Below are 18,967 nucleotides of genomic sequence, written 5' to 3' on the forward strand. Positions count from 1 at the left end.
ACGCCGACGCGTCGCTATCCGACAATAAAATCACTCGGGGTCTTTTTCGCGTTTTTTCTTTAGCTTGGTCCAGATCTTCGGCTCCTGACGACGCCACAGACGCTGAATGTTGTCATGGTGACGAAGCAGAATTAAGCACGACAACATGGACACCGGAAAAGTGAACTGGGGATTGAACCACCAGACGTAAAAAGGGGCGATCAGCGCACTGACGATAGCGCCTAACGACGAATAGCCGCTTAACAGGACGGTTAGTAGCCAGGTTCCGGCCATCACGCCGGTTAAGTCCCAGCCAATCGGCGCAATTGCGCCAAAGGCGGTGGCAACGCCTTTTCCACCTTTAAAGCCGAAAAATACCGGCCAGATGTGTCCCAGACAGGCGGCGATCGCGATCAATCCCAGCCAGAAGGGGCTGACGCCTAGCGCATAGGCACCCCAGACGGGTAACATACCTTTCAGGACGTCGAAAATCAGTACCGCGACGGCGGCTCCCTTGCCACCGATGCGCAGCACGTTTGTCGCGCCCGGATTCCCAGAGCCGCTGTCGCGCGGGTCCGGCAATCCAGCAAGGCGGCATACCAGAATAGCACTGGAAATTGAGCCACAGAGGTACGCGAAGATAATCATTCCAGGCGCGATTGCACTCATAAGCTGTTCCGTTTTGAAAATGTCGTGTAAAACGCTACTTCTGTGGATAATACGCATATTTCGCCGGAAGTGGTATCCGGGTTAGCCAAAAAGCAGGCAGGTCGTGATGGATATTGTATTTATAGAGCAACTTTCTGTAATCACCACTATTGGTGTTTACGACTGGGAACAAACGATCGAACAACGGTTGGTGTTCGATATCGAAATGGCATGGGATAACCGCAAATCAGCTAAAAGCGATGATGTGGCTGATTGCCTGAGCTATGCTGATATTGCTCAAACGGTTGTTAATCATGTGGAAGGTGGGCGTTTTGCGCTGGTAGAACGTGTGGCGGAAGAGGTGGCGGATTTGCTACTTAACCGCTTTAATTCACCGTGGGTGCGGATCAAACTCAGCAAACCTGGCGCGGTAGCCCGTGCGGCAAACGTCGGGGTCGTCATTGAGCGTGGCAATAATCTGAAAGAAAATAATTAATTTAATAATTTCTAAATCAAACGGGTATAAAAGAGTCCTTTCGTCGGCTCTTTTTTGCCGTGTTTTCTCTATCTAGGGGTTTATTAATGAGTGATATGCACTCGCTGCTGGTGGCGGCAATTTTGGGTGTGGTCGAAGGATTGACGGAATTTTTACCCGTTTCCAGCACCGGCCATATGATTATTGTTGGCCACCTGTTGGGTTTTGAGGGTGATACCGCAAAAACATTCGAGGTGGTGATCCAGTTGGGGTCTATTCTGGCAGTAGTGGTGATGTTCTGGCGACGTTTGTTTGGCCTGATAGGCATTCACTTCGGCAAGGCTCCGCATGAAGGTACTGGCAAAGGTCGGCTGACGCTGGGGCATATCCTGTTGGGGATGATTCCGGCGGTTGTACTGGGACTGGTGTTCCACGACACCATCAAGTCGCTGTTTAACCCGATCAACGTGATGTATGCGCTGGTGGTGGGTGGTGTACTGCTGATTGCCTCAGAATGCCTGAAGCCGAAAGAGCCGCGCGCGCCGGGTCTGGATGATATGACCTATCGCCAGGCGTTTATGATTGGCTGTTTTCAGTGTCTCGCGCTGTGGCCGGGTTTTTCTCGCTCAGGGGCGACGATTTCTGGCGGTATGCTGATGGGCGTGAGCCGTTATGCGGCTTCTGAATTTTCATTCCTGCTGGCGGTGCCGATGATGATGGGCGCGACGGCGCTGGATCTCTACAAGAGCTGGTCGTTCCTTAGCGCATCAGATATCCCAATGTTTGCAGTCGGTTTTGTGACGGCGTTTATCGTGGCGCTGGTCGCGATCAAAACCTTCCTGCAGCTGATTAAGCGTATCTCGTTCATTCCGTTTGCGATTTACCGCTTTGTTGTGGCGGCTGCCGTCTATGTGGTTTTTTTCTGATCGCCACTAAATGCCGGATGGCGCTGCGCTTATCCGGCAACGTCAGTTTAATGGGCAGGTTTAGGACACCGCTTCTCCTTCCAGTTGGCCACCGCCGCAATGCGACGCCGGGTCAGTTCTTCACGAATTGCCTGACCTTTGAATCCCGCTTCCACGACATCTTTCGTGGGAACCGCCTGTGCAACCAGCCAGGCTTCACGCAACAGCCTGCCTTGCGGGTAATCCGCCGCTTCAAAACCGGTTCGCCCACGCACGTCGGCCTCGCTGGTGAGGGCGATTTGCTCCACGCGCTGCGGTTTGCGCCATGCATCGATGGAATCAAACAGCTTAACGATGGTTTTCGGTTGCAGGATCGGGAAGGTATGAATCAGGTCGTGGAACTCGGCCACCAGTTTGGCTAAATCACGGATGTCATTCGGCACGCGCAGGCGCTGACACAGTTGCTCGACCAGCTTAACACCCGCCGGACCGTGGCCATGATGGCGCGGCCATAGCGCTTTAGGCGTTAATGCTTTGCCAAGATCGTGGCACAGCGTGGCAAAACGCACGTCGACCTCCGGGCTTAACATGGCTGCCATCGACAGCGTCATCAGCGTGTGAATACCGGTATCAATTTCCGGGTGCCACTGCGCGGGCGCGGGAACGCCGAACAGAGCATCCACTTCAGGAAACAGAACGTGCAGTGCGCCGCAGTCGCGCAGGACCTGAAAAAATACCTGTGGGTTGCGGGTGGTTAAGGCGCTTTCCGTTTCTTTCCACACGCGCTCTGGCGTCAAGTGTTCCAGCTCGCCAGCGGCGTTCATATCGCGCATCAGCGTCATGGTTTCGTCGGCAATACGAAAGCCAAGGTGCGCATAGCGGGCAGCAAAGCGCGCTACGCGCAGCACGCGCAGTGGATCTTCGCTAAAAGCCGGGGAAACATGACGCAGCAGGCGGTTTTCCAGATCATCGCGTCCGTTATACGGGTCGATAATCTCCCCGTTGTCATCGCGGGCCATTGCGTTGATGGTCAGGTCGCGCCGCTGAAGATCGGCCTCCAGCGTCACATCTGGCGCGGCGTAGCAGGTGAATCCGGTATATCCCGAACCTGATTTGCGTTCAGTACGCGCCAACGCATACTCTTCCCGGGTTTGCGGATGCAGAAACACGGGAAAATCGCGGCCTACCTGTTGGTAACCCGCGTCGAGCATTCCTTGCGGCGTGGCGCCGACAACGACCCAATCTTTATCTTTAATCGGTAGCCCTAATAACGCATCCCGAACAGCACCACCGACCAGATAAATCTTCACGCCACTTTCCTTTTGAAAAAAACATCCCTTAATCATATGTCAGTGTGGCGGAGAAGGCGATTCAGTTCATCCAGCGATCTTTGCGTTTACGGCTTGGGATCATGTGTGGCAGAACCAGACCGAGCAGCAGACCAAGACCCAGCACGCCGCCGCCATACATAAACCATTGCATGATGATAGTACGCTGCTTGTCATCAAGCTGAAGGTTGGCTGCGCTCACCTTCTTTTGCGCCACGATAAGTTCGTTCTTCAGCTTCTGGTTTTCTTGTTTCAGCCCGTCAATCACGCTGTCGCTCTGCGCTACCTTTTGCTGCATGTCGGCGGTACGCTGATTCCATGTGGTATCGATATTATTGAGCTTATCGGTCAAGATCTTAACCTGGTTTTCCAGGTCGGGAACGCGGGTACGCAGGCTCGGCGTACTGTTCAGCTCTTTCAGTGGGATCCAGGCGGTACGTCCGGTGCTGTCTTTCACCTGGGCGTAGTTGGTGTTGGCATCAGTCTGTAATAGCGTGACTTCCTCGCCGGCGTTAACCGTACCCACGAGGCGATAATTATCTCCCGGACCGCTGCGGACCCAGGTGTTCAGTTCGTCAGAGACATAGCGCTTTTCTTCGGCATGAGAGACTGCAGTGGCGCTAAGTGCGAGTAAAGTTAATCCAATCAGGCGTAATTTTGGCATCAGGCTGTCGTTATTGTCATAGAAAGTGGAACGATAGTAGTGGCATCAGTGTCTCTACGCAAAGCATTCGACATCAATCGGAATCATCTGTGTCCTTTTTGCCACCACTCGAAACTTTTACGCCCGTCAAATTGCTCGTTGCATGGCAATTTGGCGCAAAATACTATCTACTGACCATAAAGAACGAACTTAGTTCGCAGTCAGTTTTCTCAACTGTGACATAACCCATAAGTACAAGACCATGGCCCAGGAAATCGAATTAAAATTTATCGTTAATAGTGACGCTGTCGATGCGCTACGTGAACGTCTGAATACGCTGGGGGGAGAGCATCATGCGCCCAGCCAGTTGCTGAATATTTACTACGAAACGCCGGATGCGTGGTTGCGTGGTCACGATATGGGGCTGCGTATTCGCGGTGAAAACGGTCATTACGAAATGACCATGAAAATTGCCGGACGCGTGACGGGCGGCCTGCATCAGCGACCGGAATTTAACGTTGCGCTAAACGCGCCTGAGCTGGATCTCACCTTGTTCCCAACCGAAGTCTGGCCTGATGGCAAACTGCCCGCTGAACTTGTTTCTCAAGTGCAGCCGTTGTTCAGCACCGATTTTTACCGTGAGAAATGGTTGGTTGATGTTGATGGCAGCCGGATTGAAATGGCCCTCGATGTGGGGGAAGTGAAAGCGGGCGAGTTTGCAGAACCTATCTGTGAGCTTGAACTTGAACTGCTAAGCGGCGATACCCGTGCGGTACTGAAGCTGGCAAACCAGCTGGTTTCGCAAACCGGTTTACGCCAGGGCAGTTTGAGCAAAGCAGCGCGCGGTTATCATTTGGCCCAGGGGAATGCGCTGCGCGAACTCAAACCGACGCGGATTTTGAAGGTTCCGGCGAAGGCGAGCATTGAGCAGGGGCTGGAAGCGGCGCTGGAGCTGGCATTATCACAGTGGCAGTACCACGAAGAGCTGTGGGTACGCGGCGTGAAAGGGGCGAAAGCCGAGGTGCTGGCGGCAATGGGTCTGGTGCGTCACATTCTGATGTTGTTTGGCGGTAATGTGCCACGAAAAGCGAGCGCTCACTTACGTGATTTGCTGACCCAATCGGAAGCGATCATTGCGTCGGACGTTTCTGCTATTTCGGCGGTTTACAGTACGCAAACGGCAATGGCCAAGCTGGCGCTGACCGAATGGCTGGTGACCAAAGGATGGCAGCCGTTCCTGGATGCGAAGGCGCAGGGCAAAATTGCCGACTCCTTTAAGCGCTTCTCTGATACCCATCTTTCACGTCATGCCGCTGAGCTGAAAACCGCTTTTGCGCAGCCGTTGGGCGATCAGTACGCCGATCAGCTTCCACGTTTGACGCGCAACATTGATAGCATGCTGATGCTGGCGGGATACTACGACGAAAATGTCGCATCAGAATGGATCGCTACTTGGCAGGGCTTACGTCGCGCCATTGCGGCCAACCAATATATTGAAATTGAACACTTCCGCAACGAGGCGATCGCGCTGGAACCGTTCTGGCTGCACAGCGGAAAACGATAATCAGGGCCGAGGCCGGGATGCCTGATGGCGCTGCGCTTATCAGGCCTACGCGATGTGTGTAACTGTCATGTAGGTCGGATAAGGCGAAAAGACGCATCCGGCACCATTCAAAGGATAACCCGTAAATGAAGCAGCTCTCTTCACCGTTACAGCAGTACTGGCCGACCGTTGTTGAGCGGCTGCCAGCAGCAATATCTGAGTCCTCGCTTAGCGTTCAGGCGAAGTCAGTACTTACATTCAGTGATTTTGTCCGTGACAGCATTATTGCCCATCCCGAATGGCTGGCTGAGCTGGAAAGCACTCCACCCCTGGCGGATGAATGGCAACACTATGCCAACTGGTTACAGCAAGCATTGGCTGACGTTAGTGACGAAAACACACTGATGCGTGAGTTACGCCTGTTTCGCCGTCGCATTATGGTGCGTATCGCCTGGGCACAGACGCTGTCGCTGGTGACCGAAGAGAGTATTTTGCAGCAGCTAAGTCATCTGGCTGAAACGTTGATCGTCGCCGCGCGCGACTGGTTGTACGCAGCCTGCTGTCGCGAATGGGGAACGCCGTGTAATCCTGAAGGTGTGGCGCAGCCGCTGCTGATTTTAGGCATGGGGAAACTGGGCGGCGGCGAGCTGAATTTTTCCTCCGATATCGACCTGATTTTTGCCTGGCCGGAACACGGCAGCACACAGGGTGGGCGTCGCGAGCTGGATAACGCGCAGTTCTTTACCCGTATGGGCCAGCGGCTTATCAAAGTGCTGGATCAGCCCACAATGGATGGGTTTGTCTATCGGGTGGATATGCGTTTACGCCCGTTTGGCGACAGCGGCCCGCTGGTGCTGAGCTTCTCCGCGCTGGAGGATTATTACCAGGAACAAGGGCGCGACTGGGAACGCTATGCGATGGTTAAAGCCCGCATTATGGGCGATGCCGACGGTACATACGTCAGCGAGCTTCGTGCCATGCTGAGGCCTTTTGTCTTCCGTCGCTATATTGATTTCAGCGTGATCCAGTCGCTGCGTAACATGAAAGGGATGATTGCGCGTGAAGTACGCCGTCGTGGCCTGAAAGACAACATCAAGCTGGGGGCGGGCGGCATTCGTGAAATCGAATTTATCGTGCAGGTATTCCAGCTGATTCGCGGTGGGCGCGAGCCATCGCTGCAATCCCGCTCGCTGTTACCGACGCTTAGCGCCATCAATGCGCTGCACTTGCTTTCTGATACCGACGCGGAACAACTGCGCGCAGCCTATCTCTATTTACGCCGCCTGGAAAACCTGCTGCAAAGTATCAATGATGAGCAGACCCAGACGCTGCCGGGTGATGAACTGAATCGCGCGCGGCTGGCGTGGGGGATGAACGTTGATGACTGGCAGCAGTTAACCGATGTGCTGACCAATCATATGGACAATGTGCGCCGGGTCTTCAACGAGCTGATTGGCGATGACGAAGCTGAAACCCAGGAAGAGTCGCTCTCAGAACAGTGGCGCGAATTGTGGCAGGACGCCTTACAGGAAGATGACACCACGCCAGTGCTGACGCATCTGGCGGATGACGATCGGCGGCGCGTGCTGTCTCTGATTGCTGATTTCCGCAAAGAGCTGGATAAACGCACTATTGGCCCGCGTGGACGCCAGGTGCTGGATCATTTAATGCCGCATCTGTTGAGCGATGTCTGTACGCGTGACGATGCCTCAGTCCCGCTGTCACGCATTACACCGCTGCTGGTGGGTATTGTGACTCGCACGACCTATCTGGAACTGCTGAGCGAATTCCCCGGGGCGCTGAAGCATTTGATTTCGCTCTGTGCGGCCTCGCCGATGGTCGCCAGCCAGCTGGCGCGGTATCCGTTGTTGCTCGATGAACTGTTGGATCCGAATACCCTGTATCAACCTACCGCGACGGACGCCTACCGTGATGAGCTGCGCCAGTATTTGCTGCGCGTGCCGGAAGATGACGAAGAGCAGCAACTGGAGGCACTGCGCCAGTTTAAACAAACGCAGCTACTGCGTATTGCCGCGGCTGATATCGCCGGTACGCTGCCGGTGATGAAGGTGAGCGACCATTTAACCTGGCTGGCGGAAGCGATTATTGATGCGGTAGTCCAGCAGGCGTGGACGCAGATGGTTGCTCGCTACGGGCAACCTACCCATCTTGGCGAACGTGAGGGGCGCGGTTTTGCCGTCGTCGGCTATGGCAAACTGGGCGGCTGGGAACTGGGTTACAGTTCGGATCTTGATTTGATCTTCCTGCATGATTGCCCGATGGACGTGATGACGGACGGTGAACGTGAGATTGATGGGCGACAGTTCTATCTGCGTCTGTCGCAGCGCATTATGCACCTTTTCAGCACCCGTACCTCGTCCGGTATTTTGTACGAAGTGGATGCGCGGCTGCGTCCATCCGGCGCGGCGGGAATGCTGGTGACATCAACCGACGCTTTCGACGATTACCAGCGCAACGAAGCCTGGACATGGGAGCATCAGGCACTGGTGCGTGCTCGTGTGGTATATGGCGACCCGCAGTTGACCTCTCAGTTTGATGCGATTCGTCGCGATATCATGACCCTCGTCCGTGATGGGAAAACCTTGCAGACCGACGTGCGTGAAATGCGTGAGAAAATGCGCGCCCATTTGGGCAATAAGCATCGGGATCGTTTTGATATTAAAGCGGATGAAGGTGGCATCACAGACATTGAGTTTATTACGCAGTATCTGGTGTTGCGCTATGCGCATGAAAAACCGAAGCTGACGCGCTGGTCGGATAATGTGCGCATTCTGGAATTACTGGCGCAAAACGACATTATGGACGAGCAGGAAGCGCTGGCGCTTACCCGTGCTTATACGACGTTGCGTGATGAACTTCACCATCTTGCGTTGCAGGAACTTCCGGGCCATGTGGCGCTGGAGCACTTTGACGCTGAACGTACACTGGTGCGTGACAGCTGGCAGAAGTGGCTGGTTGCCGAGTGAAGTGTGCTATTATCGCGCGCAAATTTTAAGACCCTCAGAGAATCTCTCAGGAGACAGGAATGAAAGTAACGCTGCCAGAGTTTGAACGTGCAGGAGTCATGGTTGTCGGTGATGTGATGCTGGATCGCTACTGGTACGGCCCTACCAGCCGTATTTCACCTGAAGCGCCGGTTCCGGTGGTGAAGGTCGATACCATCGAAGAACGTCCCGGTGGCGCAGCAAACGTGGCGATGAACATTGCCTCTCTGGGCGCAAATTCCCGTCTGGTGGGTTTGACCGGTATCGACGACGCGGCGCGTGCGCTGAGCAAAACGCTGGCGGATGTGAACGTAAAATGCGACTTCGTTTCCGTGCCGACGCATCCGACAATCACCAAACTGCGCGTGCTTTCCCGCAACCAGCAGTTGATTCGTCTGGATTTTGAAGAAGGTTTTGAAGGCGTGGATCCGCAGCCGCTGCACGAGCGTATTAATCAGGCGCTGGGTTCTATTGGCGCTCTGGTGCTTTCCGACTACGCCAAAGGCGCGCTGGCAAGCGTGCAGCAGATGATTGCGTTGGCGCGTAAGGCTGGCGTGCCGGTACTTATCGATCCGAAAGGGACCGATTTTGAACGTTACCGCGGCGCAACGCTGCTAACGCCGAACTTGTCTGAGTTTGAAGCGGTAGTGGGTAAATGCAAAAGCGAAGATGAACTGGTTGAGCGCGGCATGAAAGTGATTGCTGATTTCGACCTTTCCGCACTGCTGATTACCCGTTCAGAACAGGGGATGACGTTGCTGCAACCGGGCAAATCGCCACTGCATATGCCGACGCAGGCGCAGGAAGTGTATGACGTGACCGGTGCGGGCGATACGGTAATCGGCGTGCTGGCGGCGACGCTGGCGGCGGGTAACACACTGGAAGAGGCGTGCTATTTTGCCAACGCTGCAGCCGGTGTTGTGGTCGGTAAACTGGGAACCTCCACCGTTTCTCCGATTGAACTGGAAAACGCGGTGCGTGGTCGGGCTGATACTGGTTTTGGCGTGATGAGCGAATCTGAGCTGAAACAGGCCGTTGCCAGCGCCCGCAAGCGCGGTGAGAAAGTGGTGATGACTAACGGCGTGTTCGACATCCTGCATGCGGGCCACGTTTCCTATCTGGCAAATGCGCGCAAGCTGGGCGATCGCCTGATCGTGGCGGTAAACAGCGATGCGTCGACCAAACGTCTGAAAGGAGAAACGCGTCCGGTCAACCCGCTGGAACAGCGCATGATCGTGCTGGGCGCGCTGGAATCCGTCGACTGGGTGGTCTCTTTTGAAGAAGATACACCGCAGCGTCTGATCGCCGGTATCCTGCCGGATCTGCTGGTCAAAGGCGGTGACTATAAGCCAGAAGATATTGCGGGTAGCAAAGAGGTATGGGCGAACGGCGGTGAAGTGCTGGTGCTGAACTTCGAAGATGGCTGCTCAACGACCAATATCATCAAGAAGATCCAGAAAGACAGCGATAAATAACAATTGGAATGTTTGTCGGATGGCGGTGTCCGGCCTACGAGGTTGTAGGCCGGATAAAACGCGTAAGCGTTGCCATCCGGCATTTCTGTTTCTTATTCTTCAGTCGTTTTCTCAACAGGCTGTGGACTGTTTTTCAGCGGATCGGCCAGTGCCGACAGCGAACCGCCGGACAAACCAATTTCATTTAACAGCGAGTCAATCAGCGGCGCTTGTGTACGATAGGCAAGGGCGGCGGATAATGCCTGCTCAGCCAGATTCCCTCCGGTTACGTTACCTGCGGTCACTTCACCGACGGCGCCGCCACGATTCAGACCATCAACCTGGATAATCTTGATCCCATCGATAGACTTCATTGGCTCAACGGATTTCTCAATGACTGCTGGCAGGGACTGCAGCAGGGCCAGCTTAAATTTCAGACTGGTCTGTTCGTCGGAAAGCACGTTGATAGCATCGTTCAGCGCACGCTGGGCTTCGGCTTCCGCCAGACCTTTTTTCCGCGTGGCTTCGGCCAGTTCCACAATTGCCGCCGCCTGCAATTCTGCGGCTTCTTTTTCCGCTTTTGCCCGGACGGTCAGTTCAACCGCCTGGGTTTCTGCATCCTGCGCTGCGGCAATCAACGCCACCTGTTTGGCACGATCCGCTTCTGCGGTCTGGCGGGTGGTTTCTACGTTCTGCTGGGCGCGAACCGCTTCGGCTAGCGCATCGTTAGCGCGTGCTTCAGCCTGAGACTGCTGTTCAGACTTGGCGGCAATAGCGATGGACTTGGTCTGGTTGGCGATCTCCGTTACCTGCTGTTGTTCGATTTCTTTAATGCGAACTTCACGCTCGGCCTCGACTTTTCTGGAACGCACCGCCTGTTCACGCTCGATTTCTGTTTCCTGAATCTGGCGTTCAGCAAGAATGCGCGTCTGCTCAGCTTCACGATGACGTTCGGCTTCGAAGGCGGCAATTTTGGCGTTTTGCTCGGCCGTGCGGGTCTTCACCTGCTGCTCCTGCTCGAGCGTCATGAAGGCTTCCTGCTGTTCGATTTCCAGCTTGCGTGCCAGCGCATCACGGTTTTTCTCACGAACGGCAACTTCTACGTCCTGCTCGACTTCGTTACGTTCGCGACGACGGCGTTCTGTTTCCTGGGTCAGCTTGGTCAGACCCTCGGCATCAAAGGCGTTATTCGGGTTGAAATGGACTTTTTCGGTCTGGTTAAAGTTGGTGAGTGAAACGCTCTCCAGTTCCAGGCCGTTTTTGGACAGGTCTTCCGCGACGGTATTTTGTACGCCCTGAACGAAGTTTTCACGCGTATCCTGCAGTTCATGCATGGTCATCTGCGACGCAGTGGCACGTAGGGCATCAACAAACTTATCTTCTATTAGCACACGTAAATCCTCTGGTGACAGCGTCCGCTGTCCCAGCGTCTGTGCGGCGGTAGCAATCCCTTCAACAGACGGTTTTACACGTACGAAAAAGGCGACGACGACATCCACGCGCATACGGTCTTTGGTGATGAGACTGTCGACAGTTGAACGGCTCACCTCAAGTTTGAGGGTGTTCATGTTGATAGGAATAATTTCGTGGAAGATAGGCATGACAATTGCGCCGCCGCTCATCACCACTTTTTGTCCGCCAAGGCCGGTACGCACAAACGCCTGTTCAGCAGATGCGCGGCGATACAGGCGGGCAAAAATAATCCCGATAATTACTAAGACGACCACCGCCACAATGGCGGTAAACATCCATGAAGGTAACATGCCAAAAACATCATCCATCTATAAGATCCCTCTGTATAAAATTATAAAACAGTCGGCCAGGGGTTTAGCTCGGCCAGGTAACGCGTTGCGGAGAGTCGGCAGATAATCAGCACCTTGTCTCCTTTTTTGAATTCTTTGCCCGCTTCAGGCTCCAGCAGCACATAGTGAGTCTGCCCGAACTTATCGGTAAATTTGCCTTCGCAGGGGGTTCCGGCACTTGCGGAATGTCCGGTAATAATCGCCATGCTGCCGATAAATTCATCTTCAGCGAGGGCGGTGGTTTCATCCCGCGGCAGCCAGGGAGCAATGATTTTTCCGCTGTAATGCACGGCGAAGACGGCAAGAATAAAACTCACCGGAGCAAGCAGCAGGTTGCTGAGCGGTGCTTGCCACAGCGTGACCCAGCCATGCTGAAGGAGGATGCCGAAGAGTCCAAAGAAGCCAGCGAGTAAACACAGCACGATCAGTGCCGGGATCCGCCCGATATTGAGATAGTGAAGCGCCTGGCCGATATTGCCGGAAGTCAGGGCATCGTAATGTTCGAGGTGAGCATCAAGCGCACCTGAAAGAAAATGGCCAAAAATAAGAGAGATGATTTCCAGTAGGCCAATCAACAGTACAAATGAAATAGCAAACAGGTAGGGGCTGTTGTAATCCGTGAATAATGCCAAGTTGTTTCCTCCTGTTACTGCGTTCCCTGTCCGTGTCAAAAGTAATGGTTTTACCTCTTACTTTTACATGACGTTACAATAACATGCGTTACCCTGGTCTTTAATCCGAAAAGGGGCTCATCCCCCTCTTAGATTTCGTAGGAAACTGTGAAGCAGGCGGTTTTTTTGCGCACAATATGTACAGAATAACTTCGTATCCAGGGAAATACTGAAATTAGAAAAAGCATATGGCCTTAGCAGATATTCAATAACTGGAGGGTATGCTCATGAACAGCAATATGTATTCAATGAACAATTTCGATTTCCTGGCCCGTAGTTTTGCCAGAATGCAGGCTGAGGGCCATCCCGTTGATATCCAGGCGATAACCGGGAACATGGATGAAGAACATCGAAGCTGGTTTTGCAAACGCTATGCGCTGTACTGCCAGCAGGCGACGGAAGCCAGGAAGCTAGAACTGGAACACTAACAGAAAAACGGGCCTTGCGGCCCGTTGTCGTTTTACTCTTGCGGATCGACTGACGGGATCGCGGGGGCAGGTTTAACTTCTGCCGTTTTTTCACGCGATTCCAGCTCAGTCAGACGTTGCTCAAGCAGCGCCAGCTTTTCACGTGTGCGCAATAAAACCTGAGTCTGTACATCGAATTCTTCACGGCTTACCAGATCCAGACGGGTCAGCTGTGACTGCAGCGTTTGACGAATTTTCTTCTCGACGTCTTCGCCAAACTCGCGGATCCCTTTCGGCATCGACTCGTGAACCTGACGAGCAATCTGCTCAATTTTTTTCGGGTCAATCATTGTGGTTTCCCTGAACTGGTACGTGTTGCTGCCTATTGTAGTGCGAACTGGCACAGGCATAAACCAGAATTGTGTGAAGCTAAGACGAGTAAAGGCGTTGATGAAGGTAATCAATAGCGTTATAGTTAACCCGCTTATTCTCAGGGCGGGGCGAAATTCCCCACCGGCGGTAAATCAACTGATGTTGAAAGCCCGCGAGCGCTTTTTGTTACGGCAAAAAGGTCAGCAGATCCGGTGTAATTCCGGGGCCGACGGTTAGAGTCCGGATGGGAGAGAGTAACGATCCAGTCGGGCATGGACCCGCTCACGTTATTTTTTTGCCGCTTAGACGGTACTCCTAAGACTGCCCTGATTCTGGTAACCATAATTTTAGTGAGGTTTTTTTACCATGAATCAGACGCTACTTTCCTCTTTTGGTACGGCTTTCGAACGTGTTGAACATGCGCTGTCTGCGCTGCGTGAAGGACGCGGTGTGATGGTGCTTGACGATGAAGATCGCGAAAACGAAGGCGATATGATTTTCCCGGCAGAGACCATGACCGTAGAACAGATGGCGCTGACCATCCGTCACGGTAGCGGTATTGTATGCCTGTGCATCACTGAAGACCGACGCAAACAGCTCGATCTGCCAATGATGGTGGAAAATAATACCAGCGCTTACGGCACCGGTTTTACCGTGACCATTGAAGCAGCAGAGGGCGTGACCACCGGTGTTTCCGCTGCGGACCGTGTGACTACGGTGCGTGCGGCAATTAAGGATGGCGCCAAACCTTCCGATCTTAACCGTCCGGGGCACGTTTTCCCGCTGCGTGCTCAGGCTGGCGGCGTGTTGACCCGCGGTGGTCATACTGAAGCGACCATCGACCTGATGACGCTGGCAGGGTTTAAACCGGCAGGCGTGCTGTGCGAACTGACCAACGACGATGGCACCATGGCGCGAGCGCCAGAGTGCATCGAATTTGCCGGCAAGCATAATATGGCGGTGGTGACTATCGAAGACCTGGTGGCTTACCGTCAGGCGCACGAGCGCAAAGCCAGCTAATAGACTATTACCACGTTAGTTGTGGTAAGCATAAAAAACCGAAGCCATCTTCCAGGCTTCGGTTTTTTTATTTTTGCTCAAATTATTTGGCCCTGGCCAGTTTCAATGCCCATGCGCCGCTCATTATCACCAACAGCAATAAACATAAGCCAAAGGCTAGCAGGCATGCCTGCGCCATGTTCATAAATTGCCACGGTGGAAGCAGATACCAGCCTTCAGACTGTTGGTATAGATCGATAAACCACTTTTGCGTACTGCTGAGTGCCACGCCATCAGGCACTATGGGAGCATCATAGCCGCAATCTCCAGTGGGTTTAAACCACTCCGGAGCCCAGTTTGCCAGCGGCAAATTGAAAGGGAATGTCGGATCGGTGGAACACCCCTGGACGCCAAACAGCGAATCTGGGCTATGTACCGCATGATGAATATCATTGAGTTTGAGCGAGAACTTAATGCCCATGATGCTGCCGTAAAATGCCGCGATGCAGCCAATAAGCTTCAGAACAACATTTTTAGGGTTTATTGCCGCGATCAATCCACCGAAAACCATCGCAAACATGGCAAAGCGAATGTAGACACACTGCTCGCAGGGGGCCATATAGAGATAGATTTGGAAAAACGAGTGGGCCAATATTATTAACCCGCCCATCGCGCAGGCCATCAGTAGCCACAGAAAGCGCCGTTCCTGCCATCTCACCAGCGTATCAACCGGCGTGGTACGTAAGTCCCGCCACAATCCTTTTATGAAAACCATAGCCTCGTCCCTGTTTATTTTGTCGCCAGCTCTCTGACAAGCTCAGCCATGGAGTCAATGGATTTGATACTCTTGGTGTAGATCAGGTATTTACCGTTAACGACGTAAGCCGGAACCCCCTGAATTTTGGCGACGTCATATGCCGCTTTCCATTTCTCCAGCGTTTGCTGAACGGTGGGATCTTGCAGCGCGGCGTCAAAATCTGCCTGGCTCATGCCTGCAGCATCCAGGCCTGTTTTAATGAATGCGGTCGGATCTTTACCATCTGACCAGCGCTCTTTCTTGTCGTGGTAAGCAGCGTAATAAGCGAATTTCGCTTTTTTGAACTGTGATTTGGCATCAAATAATGAAATCCCTGCTGCCTGATCTTTAGCAATCATTACTGCAAAAACTTCACTGGCCTGTTTACCATATTCCCCTTTGGTTTCCAGATGAAATGGTGTGAAGGTGACGAGATCGGCCACTTTTTCAGAAACCGGGCCAGTCACGGCTTTATCATATTTGTAACAGAACGGACAGGCGTAGCTGAATACTTTTATTAACGTCTTATCAGCATTAGGAATCGGTTTCTCTAAAACCATATAATCAGTGCCTTCTGTAAAAGCGGAGGCGGCAAACGACGAGGCAAGTGCGGCGGTTAATACCACGCTTTTAAATAATGAAGTAATCCATTTAGATGACATAATTAATCCTTAATCTAACGATATTATTTAAACATTTGTTGTGGGTGAACCAGTAATGCGCGGTAGTGCGTTTGGTTTGGCTTATCTGAAAGGACATCAATTTCGACTTTGACTTCTTTGGTCTTATAGTCAATTTCGTTGATTTTGCCGATGGTTGGTTGTCCAACGTCAAATAAATTAATAGAACCACCAAATCCAAACATGGTGTCGCGGTCTTTCTGATATTCGATAACCGAGGTGATGGGACTATAGAAATCGTAACCGCGTTCTTTGCCGTATTCCCAAATTTGCTGAACGGTTCCTTTTTTCTCGTCAACTTTATATTCGACGAAACGAGAATATTTCATCGTCGGCAATGCCGGTTGTTCGAGCCCACGACCATCGCCGTTGTCAAAGATGGTTAATGTCCCTTTGCTCGAGAGCCATGCGGTGTGTTGGGTGTAGGTAAAATCGAAATCAGTATTCTCGCACTTACCGTTTTCGTCACATTTTAGCGCGTTGCCCTTATCATCAACCGGTTCTAACAGCTTGCTTGCCAGCGCTTTATTCCAGCCTTTAGACGGTGCCAGAATCCACTTCACCTGTTTATCGCGACCGATTTTGACAACACCCTGATGGCGGGAAGAGATAATAATGGAGTCATCTTTGGCATCATAGGCAATGGAGTTAACGTGCGCCCAGTTACGACCTGCACCCACTCCGAGGGCGTCACCGTAAGGAGTATCTGGCTCCAGTTTCGCCTGTTGACCGGCATGAGCGAGGTCAACGTTGACGCATACCGCGCCTGCGTCCAGTGCACCCAGAAGCGCATCACGCATCGGATCGAGTATCTTTGTCAGATCCCACACATCAACCACACGACCGGACTTGTCTACTTCAATTATCTGATCGCGGATGGTTTGCACATGGATGCCATCTTCTTTGCGATAATCGCGTTTGCCCACGCGAAGCAACACGGTGTCGTTGATTGTTTCGATCGATTCATGCGACGCGTCGAGGAAGCCGCGCGGTAGCTTATGATCGGCCAGAATCTGCCCCATCATATCGAATTCGTACCAATGCTGACCCTGAACGGCTGTGAAGGTGCCGCGCGGCGTTTCCCGGATACCCATCAAGTAACCGCGCTTATTGATATCCATGTCATGGCCATCGTAAAAGGTATCTTGATCCAGCCACCAGCGGTATTCACCTTCCGTATCGACGATAAAGGTGAAGGGGGCAATGTCAAAGGGTAATGCCCCGCCCGCAGGACCCGCATCCAGGATACCGGCATTTTTGTCTTTTTCACCATGCCAGTGGAATTCTGCCCCCTGAGCGGTGAAAGTATGGGTATTCACCAGATAGAGACGGTCTTCAAAGCCAGGCGCTACCTTAATAACTTTCGTTTGCTGTAAATCGGAAATAGAACGGTTATCCATGTAGTGATTAACGATGGCGGATGTTTGCACCACATAATCATCCTTCATGGCTTTGCCATTTTCTTTATATTCAACGGTGACCTTATTGGCAAACTTTTGATAAAGGCCAAAAATAGGTATGCCATCGTAGGTAGCGAGTGACTCTTTGCCCACGGCATATGTCACAGGAATCCCTTTTTCACCTTTACCATGAACGGTGACTTTGACATCTGAAATAACGTGACTATCTAATTCAACCAGTGCGGTAAGCGGGGCGTTTCCATAAGGATCAACGACTATAGCGCCCAGTTTCCCTGCGGGTTGGGCGGGTTGAAAACCCGCGGCAAAGGAATTTCCAACCGTTAATCCAAACGTCAGTGCCAGAGTTCCTGCGAGAAGTGTTTTTCGATATTGTCTAAACATGGATATATCTCCTTATATTGCCTATAAATATAATCTCAATGAATATATTATGTTTTTACGATATGGCTAAAAATGAAAATGGTACTACTGATGTCACTTTTATTGTGGGTATATAAATATTGATGAAGTGTATTATTCTACAAAATCTAATTTTTATTGTTTTCTGGATAGTATGAGTGAGGTATTTTAAGGACAATGTTTATTATTGCTTAGTGTGATCTCGTCGACAGAGTTTTATTTTTTATAACTGTTTTAGCTATTGGCATAGCTGCTGGTTTATATGATCGAAATCATATATTTGTTTCTGAAATATGCCACTATAGGGGTATGTCAGAATAAGTTTATGTAAAATTTTAACGTTAAATGTTTAATGATGTTAAATGTTAAGGGTAAAAGAATGTTTATTGCCTGGTATTGGATCGTATTAATTGCACTCGTTGCATTGGGTTATTATTGCCATATGAAGCGTTATTGTCGGGCATTCCGACAAGACAGAGACGCATTGCTTGAGGCGCGAAACAAACTCTTCCGACGTTCTGGTGAAGATAACAGCGTGATTAAGGAACAGGAATAGTCCTTCACGTTCTGCTATGGATGAGCGGATGCTGTAAAATAGCAGGGTGGCATCCGCCCTCTGGATTATCCGATTCCCATGGACTGGAGGATGACGAGACTTAACCCCATCACCGACATTCCGCACAGGACCCCATAGCTGGGATTATTATTTGGGTCGATCTCTTTTGCCAGTGGCATCAATTCATCGACTGACAGCGCCACCATAATACCCGCGACTGCCGCCATTATTGCCGCCATCACCACAGGCGAGATGAGACTCCCCAGAATTAACCACGCCAGTACGCCGCCCAGTATTTCTGCCATGCCCGAGATCCCGGCCCAGAATATCGCCGTACGTTTGGAGCCCGTTGCTGCATAGACCGGACCTGCAACGGCTAATCCTTCTGGAATATTGTGTAATGCGACGGCAAGCGCAATACCAAAGCCCAGCTCGAGGTTGCTGCTGGCGGTAACAAACGTCGCAATCCCTTCCGGAAAATTGTGCAGGCTGATGCCGAGCGTTAATAAAATCGCGGTGCGTTTAATGGATCCGGGTAGAGGCTGCGTTGTTTTTTGTACCAGATCCTGAGGGTGCGCGTGCGGCAATAGACGGTCCAGGCCAAAGTAGCCCAGCAAGCCGACGATAAACATTCCGTAGCCTAGCACTGGCGACATGCCTTCAGCGGCCAGCGCAGCAGGTAGCATTTCCATTAGAGAGATCAGTAGCATAATCCCGGCAGCGAAGCCTAAAGAAAAGGCGAGAACGCGGTTGGAAGGCTTTTGCCCTAACACGCCGAGAAATGCGCCGATAAACGTGGCGGCACCTGCCAGTAAAGTCAGAAGTAAAGGTACTGACATCGACAAATAAAACTCCTTATCAATCTGCTTTCCGGACTGGATCGT

17 protein-coding genes and 1 riboswitch are annotated in these 18,967 nt (G+C 52.1%); of the genes, 7 read left to right on the forward strand and 10 right to left on the reverse strand.

The genetic code is table 11. From position 1 onward, the window contains the following. Window positions 1-30: 30 nt before the first annotated feature. On the reverse strand, window positions 31-648 hold the full coding sequence (gene plsY / locus OGV57_RS09730) for a glycerol-3-phosphate 1-O-acyltransferase PlsY (protein WP_003024662.1): 618 nt from the start codon (window positions 646-648) through the stop codon (window positions 31-33). A gap of 106 nt (window positions 649-754) precedes the next feature. On the opposite strand from plsY, the gene folB reads away from it, so the two are divergent. Beyond that, window positions 755-1,123: a bifunctional dihydroneopterin aldolase/7,8-dihydroneopterin epimerase gene (gene folB, locus OGV57_RS09735; RefSeq protein ID WP_003838117.1), complete on the forward strand. Its 369-nt coding sequence runs from the start codon at window positions 755-757 to the stop codon at window positions 1,121-1,123. Window positions 1,124-1,209: 86 nt separating this feature from the next. Continuing rightward, complete coding sequence (gene bacA / locus OGV57_RS09740; protein ID WP_054528793.1) at window positions 1,210-2,028, forward strand: undecaprenyl-diphosphate phosphatase; 819 nt, start codon at window positions 1,210-1,212, stop codon at window positions 2,026-2,028. Window positions 2,029-2,075: 47 nt separating this feature from the next. On the opposite strand, the gene OGV57_RS09745 is transcribed toward bacA, so the two are convergent. Next, window positions 2,076-3,317: a multifunctional CCA addition/repair protein gene (locus OGV57_RS09745; protein ID WP_016150993.1), complete on the reverse strand. Its 1,242-nt coding sequence runs from the start codon at window positions 3,315-3,317 to the stop codon at window positions 2,076-2,078. 61 nt (window positions 3,318-3,378) lie between these two features. After that, a complete protein-coding gene (locus OGV57_RS09750) occupies window positions 3,379-3,999 on the reverse strand; it encodes a TIGR04211 family SH3 domain-containing protein (RefSeq protein ID WP_003024650.1) in 621 nt (206 codons plus the stop codon). A 241-nt stretch (window positions 4,000-4,240) separates the two neighbouring features. Between OGV57_RS09750 and OGV57_RS09755 the strand changes: the two genes are divergently transcribed. The 3 genes from OGV57_RS09755 to hldE all read left to right on the forward strand — a co-directional run bounded on the left by OGV57_RS09755 (window position 4,241) and on the right by hldE (window position 10,001). Next, the gene (locus OGV57_RS09755; protein ID WP_054528792.1) at window positions 4,241-5,542 is read left to right on the forward strand and encodes a CYTH domain-containing protein; all 1,302 of its coding nucleotides are present in this window, start codon (window positions 4,241-4,243) and stop codon (window positions 5,540-5,542) included. A gap of 125 nt (window positions 5,543-5,667) precedes the next feature. Continuing rightward, a complete protein-coding gene (gene glnE, locus OGV57_RS09760; protein ID WP_003846303.1) occupies window positions 5,668-8,508 on the forward strand; it encodes a bifunctional [glutamate--ammonia ligase]-adenylyl-L-tyrosine phosphorylase/[glutamate--ammonia-ligase] adenylyltransferase in 2,841 nt (946 codons plus the stop codon). 59 nt (window positions 8,509-8,567) lie between these two features. Next, entirely contained in the window at window positions 8,568-10,001 is a 1,434-nt protein-coding gene (gene hldE, locus OGV57_RS09765; protein WP_054528791.1) for a bifunctional D-glycero-beta-D-manno-heptose-7-phosphate kinase/D-glycero-beta-D-manno-heptose 1-phosphate adenylyltransferase HldE, read from the forward strand. Window positions 10,002-10,093: 92 nt separating this feature from the next. Here hldE and OGV57_RS09770 read toward each other — a convergent pair whose 3' ends face one another. Both OGV57_RS09770 and OGV57_RS09775 read right to left on the reverse strand, forming a co-directional pair. Beyond that, entirely contained in the window at window positions 10,094-11,761 is a 1,668-nt protein-coding gene (locus tag OGV57_RS09770; protein ID WP_003838127.1) for a flotillin family protein, read from the reverse strand. A gap of 23 nt (window positions 11,762-11,784) precedes the next feature. Next, complete coding sequence (locus OGV57_RS09775; RefSeq protein ID WP_044713705.1) at window positions 11,785-12,414, reverse strand: OB-fold-containig protein; 630 nt, start codon at window positions 12,412-12,414, stop codon at window positions 11,785-11,787. 260 nt (window positions 12,415-12,674) lie between these two features. Between OGV57_RS09775 and glgS the strand changes: the two genes are divergently transcribed. Beyond that, the gene (gene glgS / locus OGV57_RS09780; protein ID WP_019077704.1) at window positions 12,675-12,881 is read left to right on the forward strand and encodes a cell surface composition regulator GlgS; all 207 of its coding nucleotides are present in this window, start codon (window positions 12,675-12,677) and stop codon (window positions 12,879-12,881) included. A gap of 32 nt (window positions 12,882-12,913) precedes the next feature. Here glgS and ubiK read toward each other — a convergent pair whose 3' ends face one another. Then, entirely contained in the window at window positions 12,914-13,210 is a 297-nt protein-coding gene (gene ubiK, locus OGV57_RS09785) for a ubiquinone biosynthesis accessory factor UbiK (RefSeq protein ID WP_003024618.1), read from the reverse strand. Window positions 13,211-13,342: 132 nt separating this feature from the next. Beyond that, window positions 13,343-13,492: riboswitch (FMN riboswitch) on the forward strand. 106 nt (window positions 13,493-13,598) lie between these two features. Between ubiK and ribB the strand changes: the two genes are divergently transcribed. Beyond that, the gene (gene ribB, locus OGV57_RS09790) at window positions 13,599-14,252 is read left to right on the forward strand and encodes a 3,4-dihydroxy-2-butanone-4-phosphate synthase (RefSeq protein ID WP_003838130.1); all 654 of its coding nucleotides are present in this window, start codon (window positions 13,599-13,601) and stop codon (window positions 14,250-14,252) included. Window positions 14,253-14,334: 82 nt separating this feature from the next. Here ribB and dsbI read toward each other — a convergent pair whose 3' ends face one another. From dsbI to zupT, 4 genes are all read right to left on the reverse strand, one after another. Then, window positions 14,335-15,006 (reverse strand): protein-disulfide oxidoreductase DsbI, encoded by a 672-nt coding sequence (dsbI, locus tag OGV57_RS09795; RefSeq protein ID WP_054528790.1) that lies wholly within the window; start codon window positions 15,004-15,006, stop codon window positions 14,335-14,337. A gap of 14 nt (window positions 15,007-15,020) precedes the next feature. Then, entirely contained in the window at window positions 15,021-15,689 is a 669-nt protein-coding gene (locus OGV57_RS09800) for a thiol:disulfide interchange protein DsbA/DsbL (protein ID WP_054528789.1), read from the reverse strand. Window positions 15,690-15,712: 23 nt separating this feature from the next. Continuing rightward, window positions 15,713-17,509, reverse strand: a complete 1,797-nt coding sequence (gene assT, locus OGV57_RS09805; RefSeq protein WP_054528788.1) for an arylsulfate sulfotransferase AssT — start codon at window positions 17,507-17,509, stop codon at window positions 15,713-15,715. 639 nt (window positions 17,510-18,148) lie between these two features. Continuing rightward, window positions 18,149-18,922 (reverse strand): zinc transporter ZupT, encoded by a 774-nt coding sequence (gene zupT, locus OGV57_RS09815; RefSeq protein WP_003024600.1) that lies wholly within the window; start codon window positions 18,920-18,922, stop codon window positions 18,149-18,151. Window positions 18,923-18,967 lie beyond the last annotated feature (45 nt).

This window comes from Citrobacter sp. Cf087 (genome assembly GCF_030334285.1).
Classification (GTDB): domain Bacteria; phylum Pseudomonadota; class Gammaproteobacteria; order Enterobacterales; family Enterobacteriaceae; genus Citrobacter; species Citrobacter freundii.

Coding starts and splice junctions, on each gene's coding strand:
- plsY (WP_003024662.1), bottom strand. CDS start 648: ATGAGTGCAATCGCGCCTGGAATGATTATCTTCGCGTACCTCTGTGGC.
- folB (WP_003838117.1), top strand. CDS start 755: ATGGATATTGTATTTATAGAGCAACTTTCTGTAATCACCACTATTGGT.
- bacA (WP_054528793.1), top strand. CDS start 1,210: ATGAGTGATATGCACTCGCTGCTGGTGGCGGCAATTTTGGGTGTGGTC.
- OGV57_RS09750 (WP_003024650.1), bottom strand. CDS start 3,999: ATGCCAAAATTACGCCTGATTGGATTAACTTTACTCGCACTTAGCGCC.
- OGV57_RS09755 (WP_054528792.1), top strand. CDS start 4,241: ATGGCCCAGGAAATCGAATTAAAATTTATCGTTAATAGTGACGCTGTC.
- glnE (WP_003846303.1), top strand. CDS start 5,668: ATGAAGCAGCTCTCTTCACCGTTACAGCAGTACTGGCCGACCGTTGTT.
- hldE (WP_054528791.1), top strand. CDS start 8,568: ATGAAAGTAACGCTGCCAGAGTTTGAACGTGCAGGAGTCATGGTTGTC.
- OGV57_RS09770 (WP_003838127.1), bottom strand. CDS start 11,761: ATGGATGATGTTTTTGGCATGTTACCTTCATGGATGTTTACCGCCATT.
- glgS (WP_019077704.1), top strand. CDS start 12,675: ATGCTCATGAACAGCAATATGTATTCAATGAACAATTTCGATTTCCTG.
- ubiK (WP_003024618.1), bottom strand. CDS start 13,210: ATGATTGACCCGAAAAAAATTGAGCAGATTGCTCGTCAGGTTCACGAG.
- ribB (WP_003838130.1), top strand. CDS start 13,599: ATGAATCAGACGCTACTTTCCTCTTTTGGTACGGCTTTCGAACGTGTT.
- dsbI (WP_054528790.1), bottom strand. CDS start 15,006: ATGGTTTTCATAAAAGGATTGTGGCGGGACTTACGTACCACGCCGGTT.
- OGV57_RS09800 (WP_054528789.1), bottom strand. CDS start 15,689: ATGTCATCTAAATGGATTACTTCATTATTTAAAAGCGTGGTATTAACC.
- assT (WP_054528788.1), bottom strand. CDS start 17,509: ATGTTTAGACAATATCGAAAAACACTTCTCGCAGGAACTCTGGCACTG.
- zupT (WP_003024600.1), bottom strand. CDS start 18,922: ATGTCAGTACCTTTACTTCTGACTTTACTGGCAGGTGCCGCCACGTTT.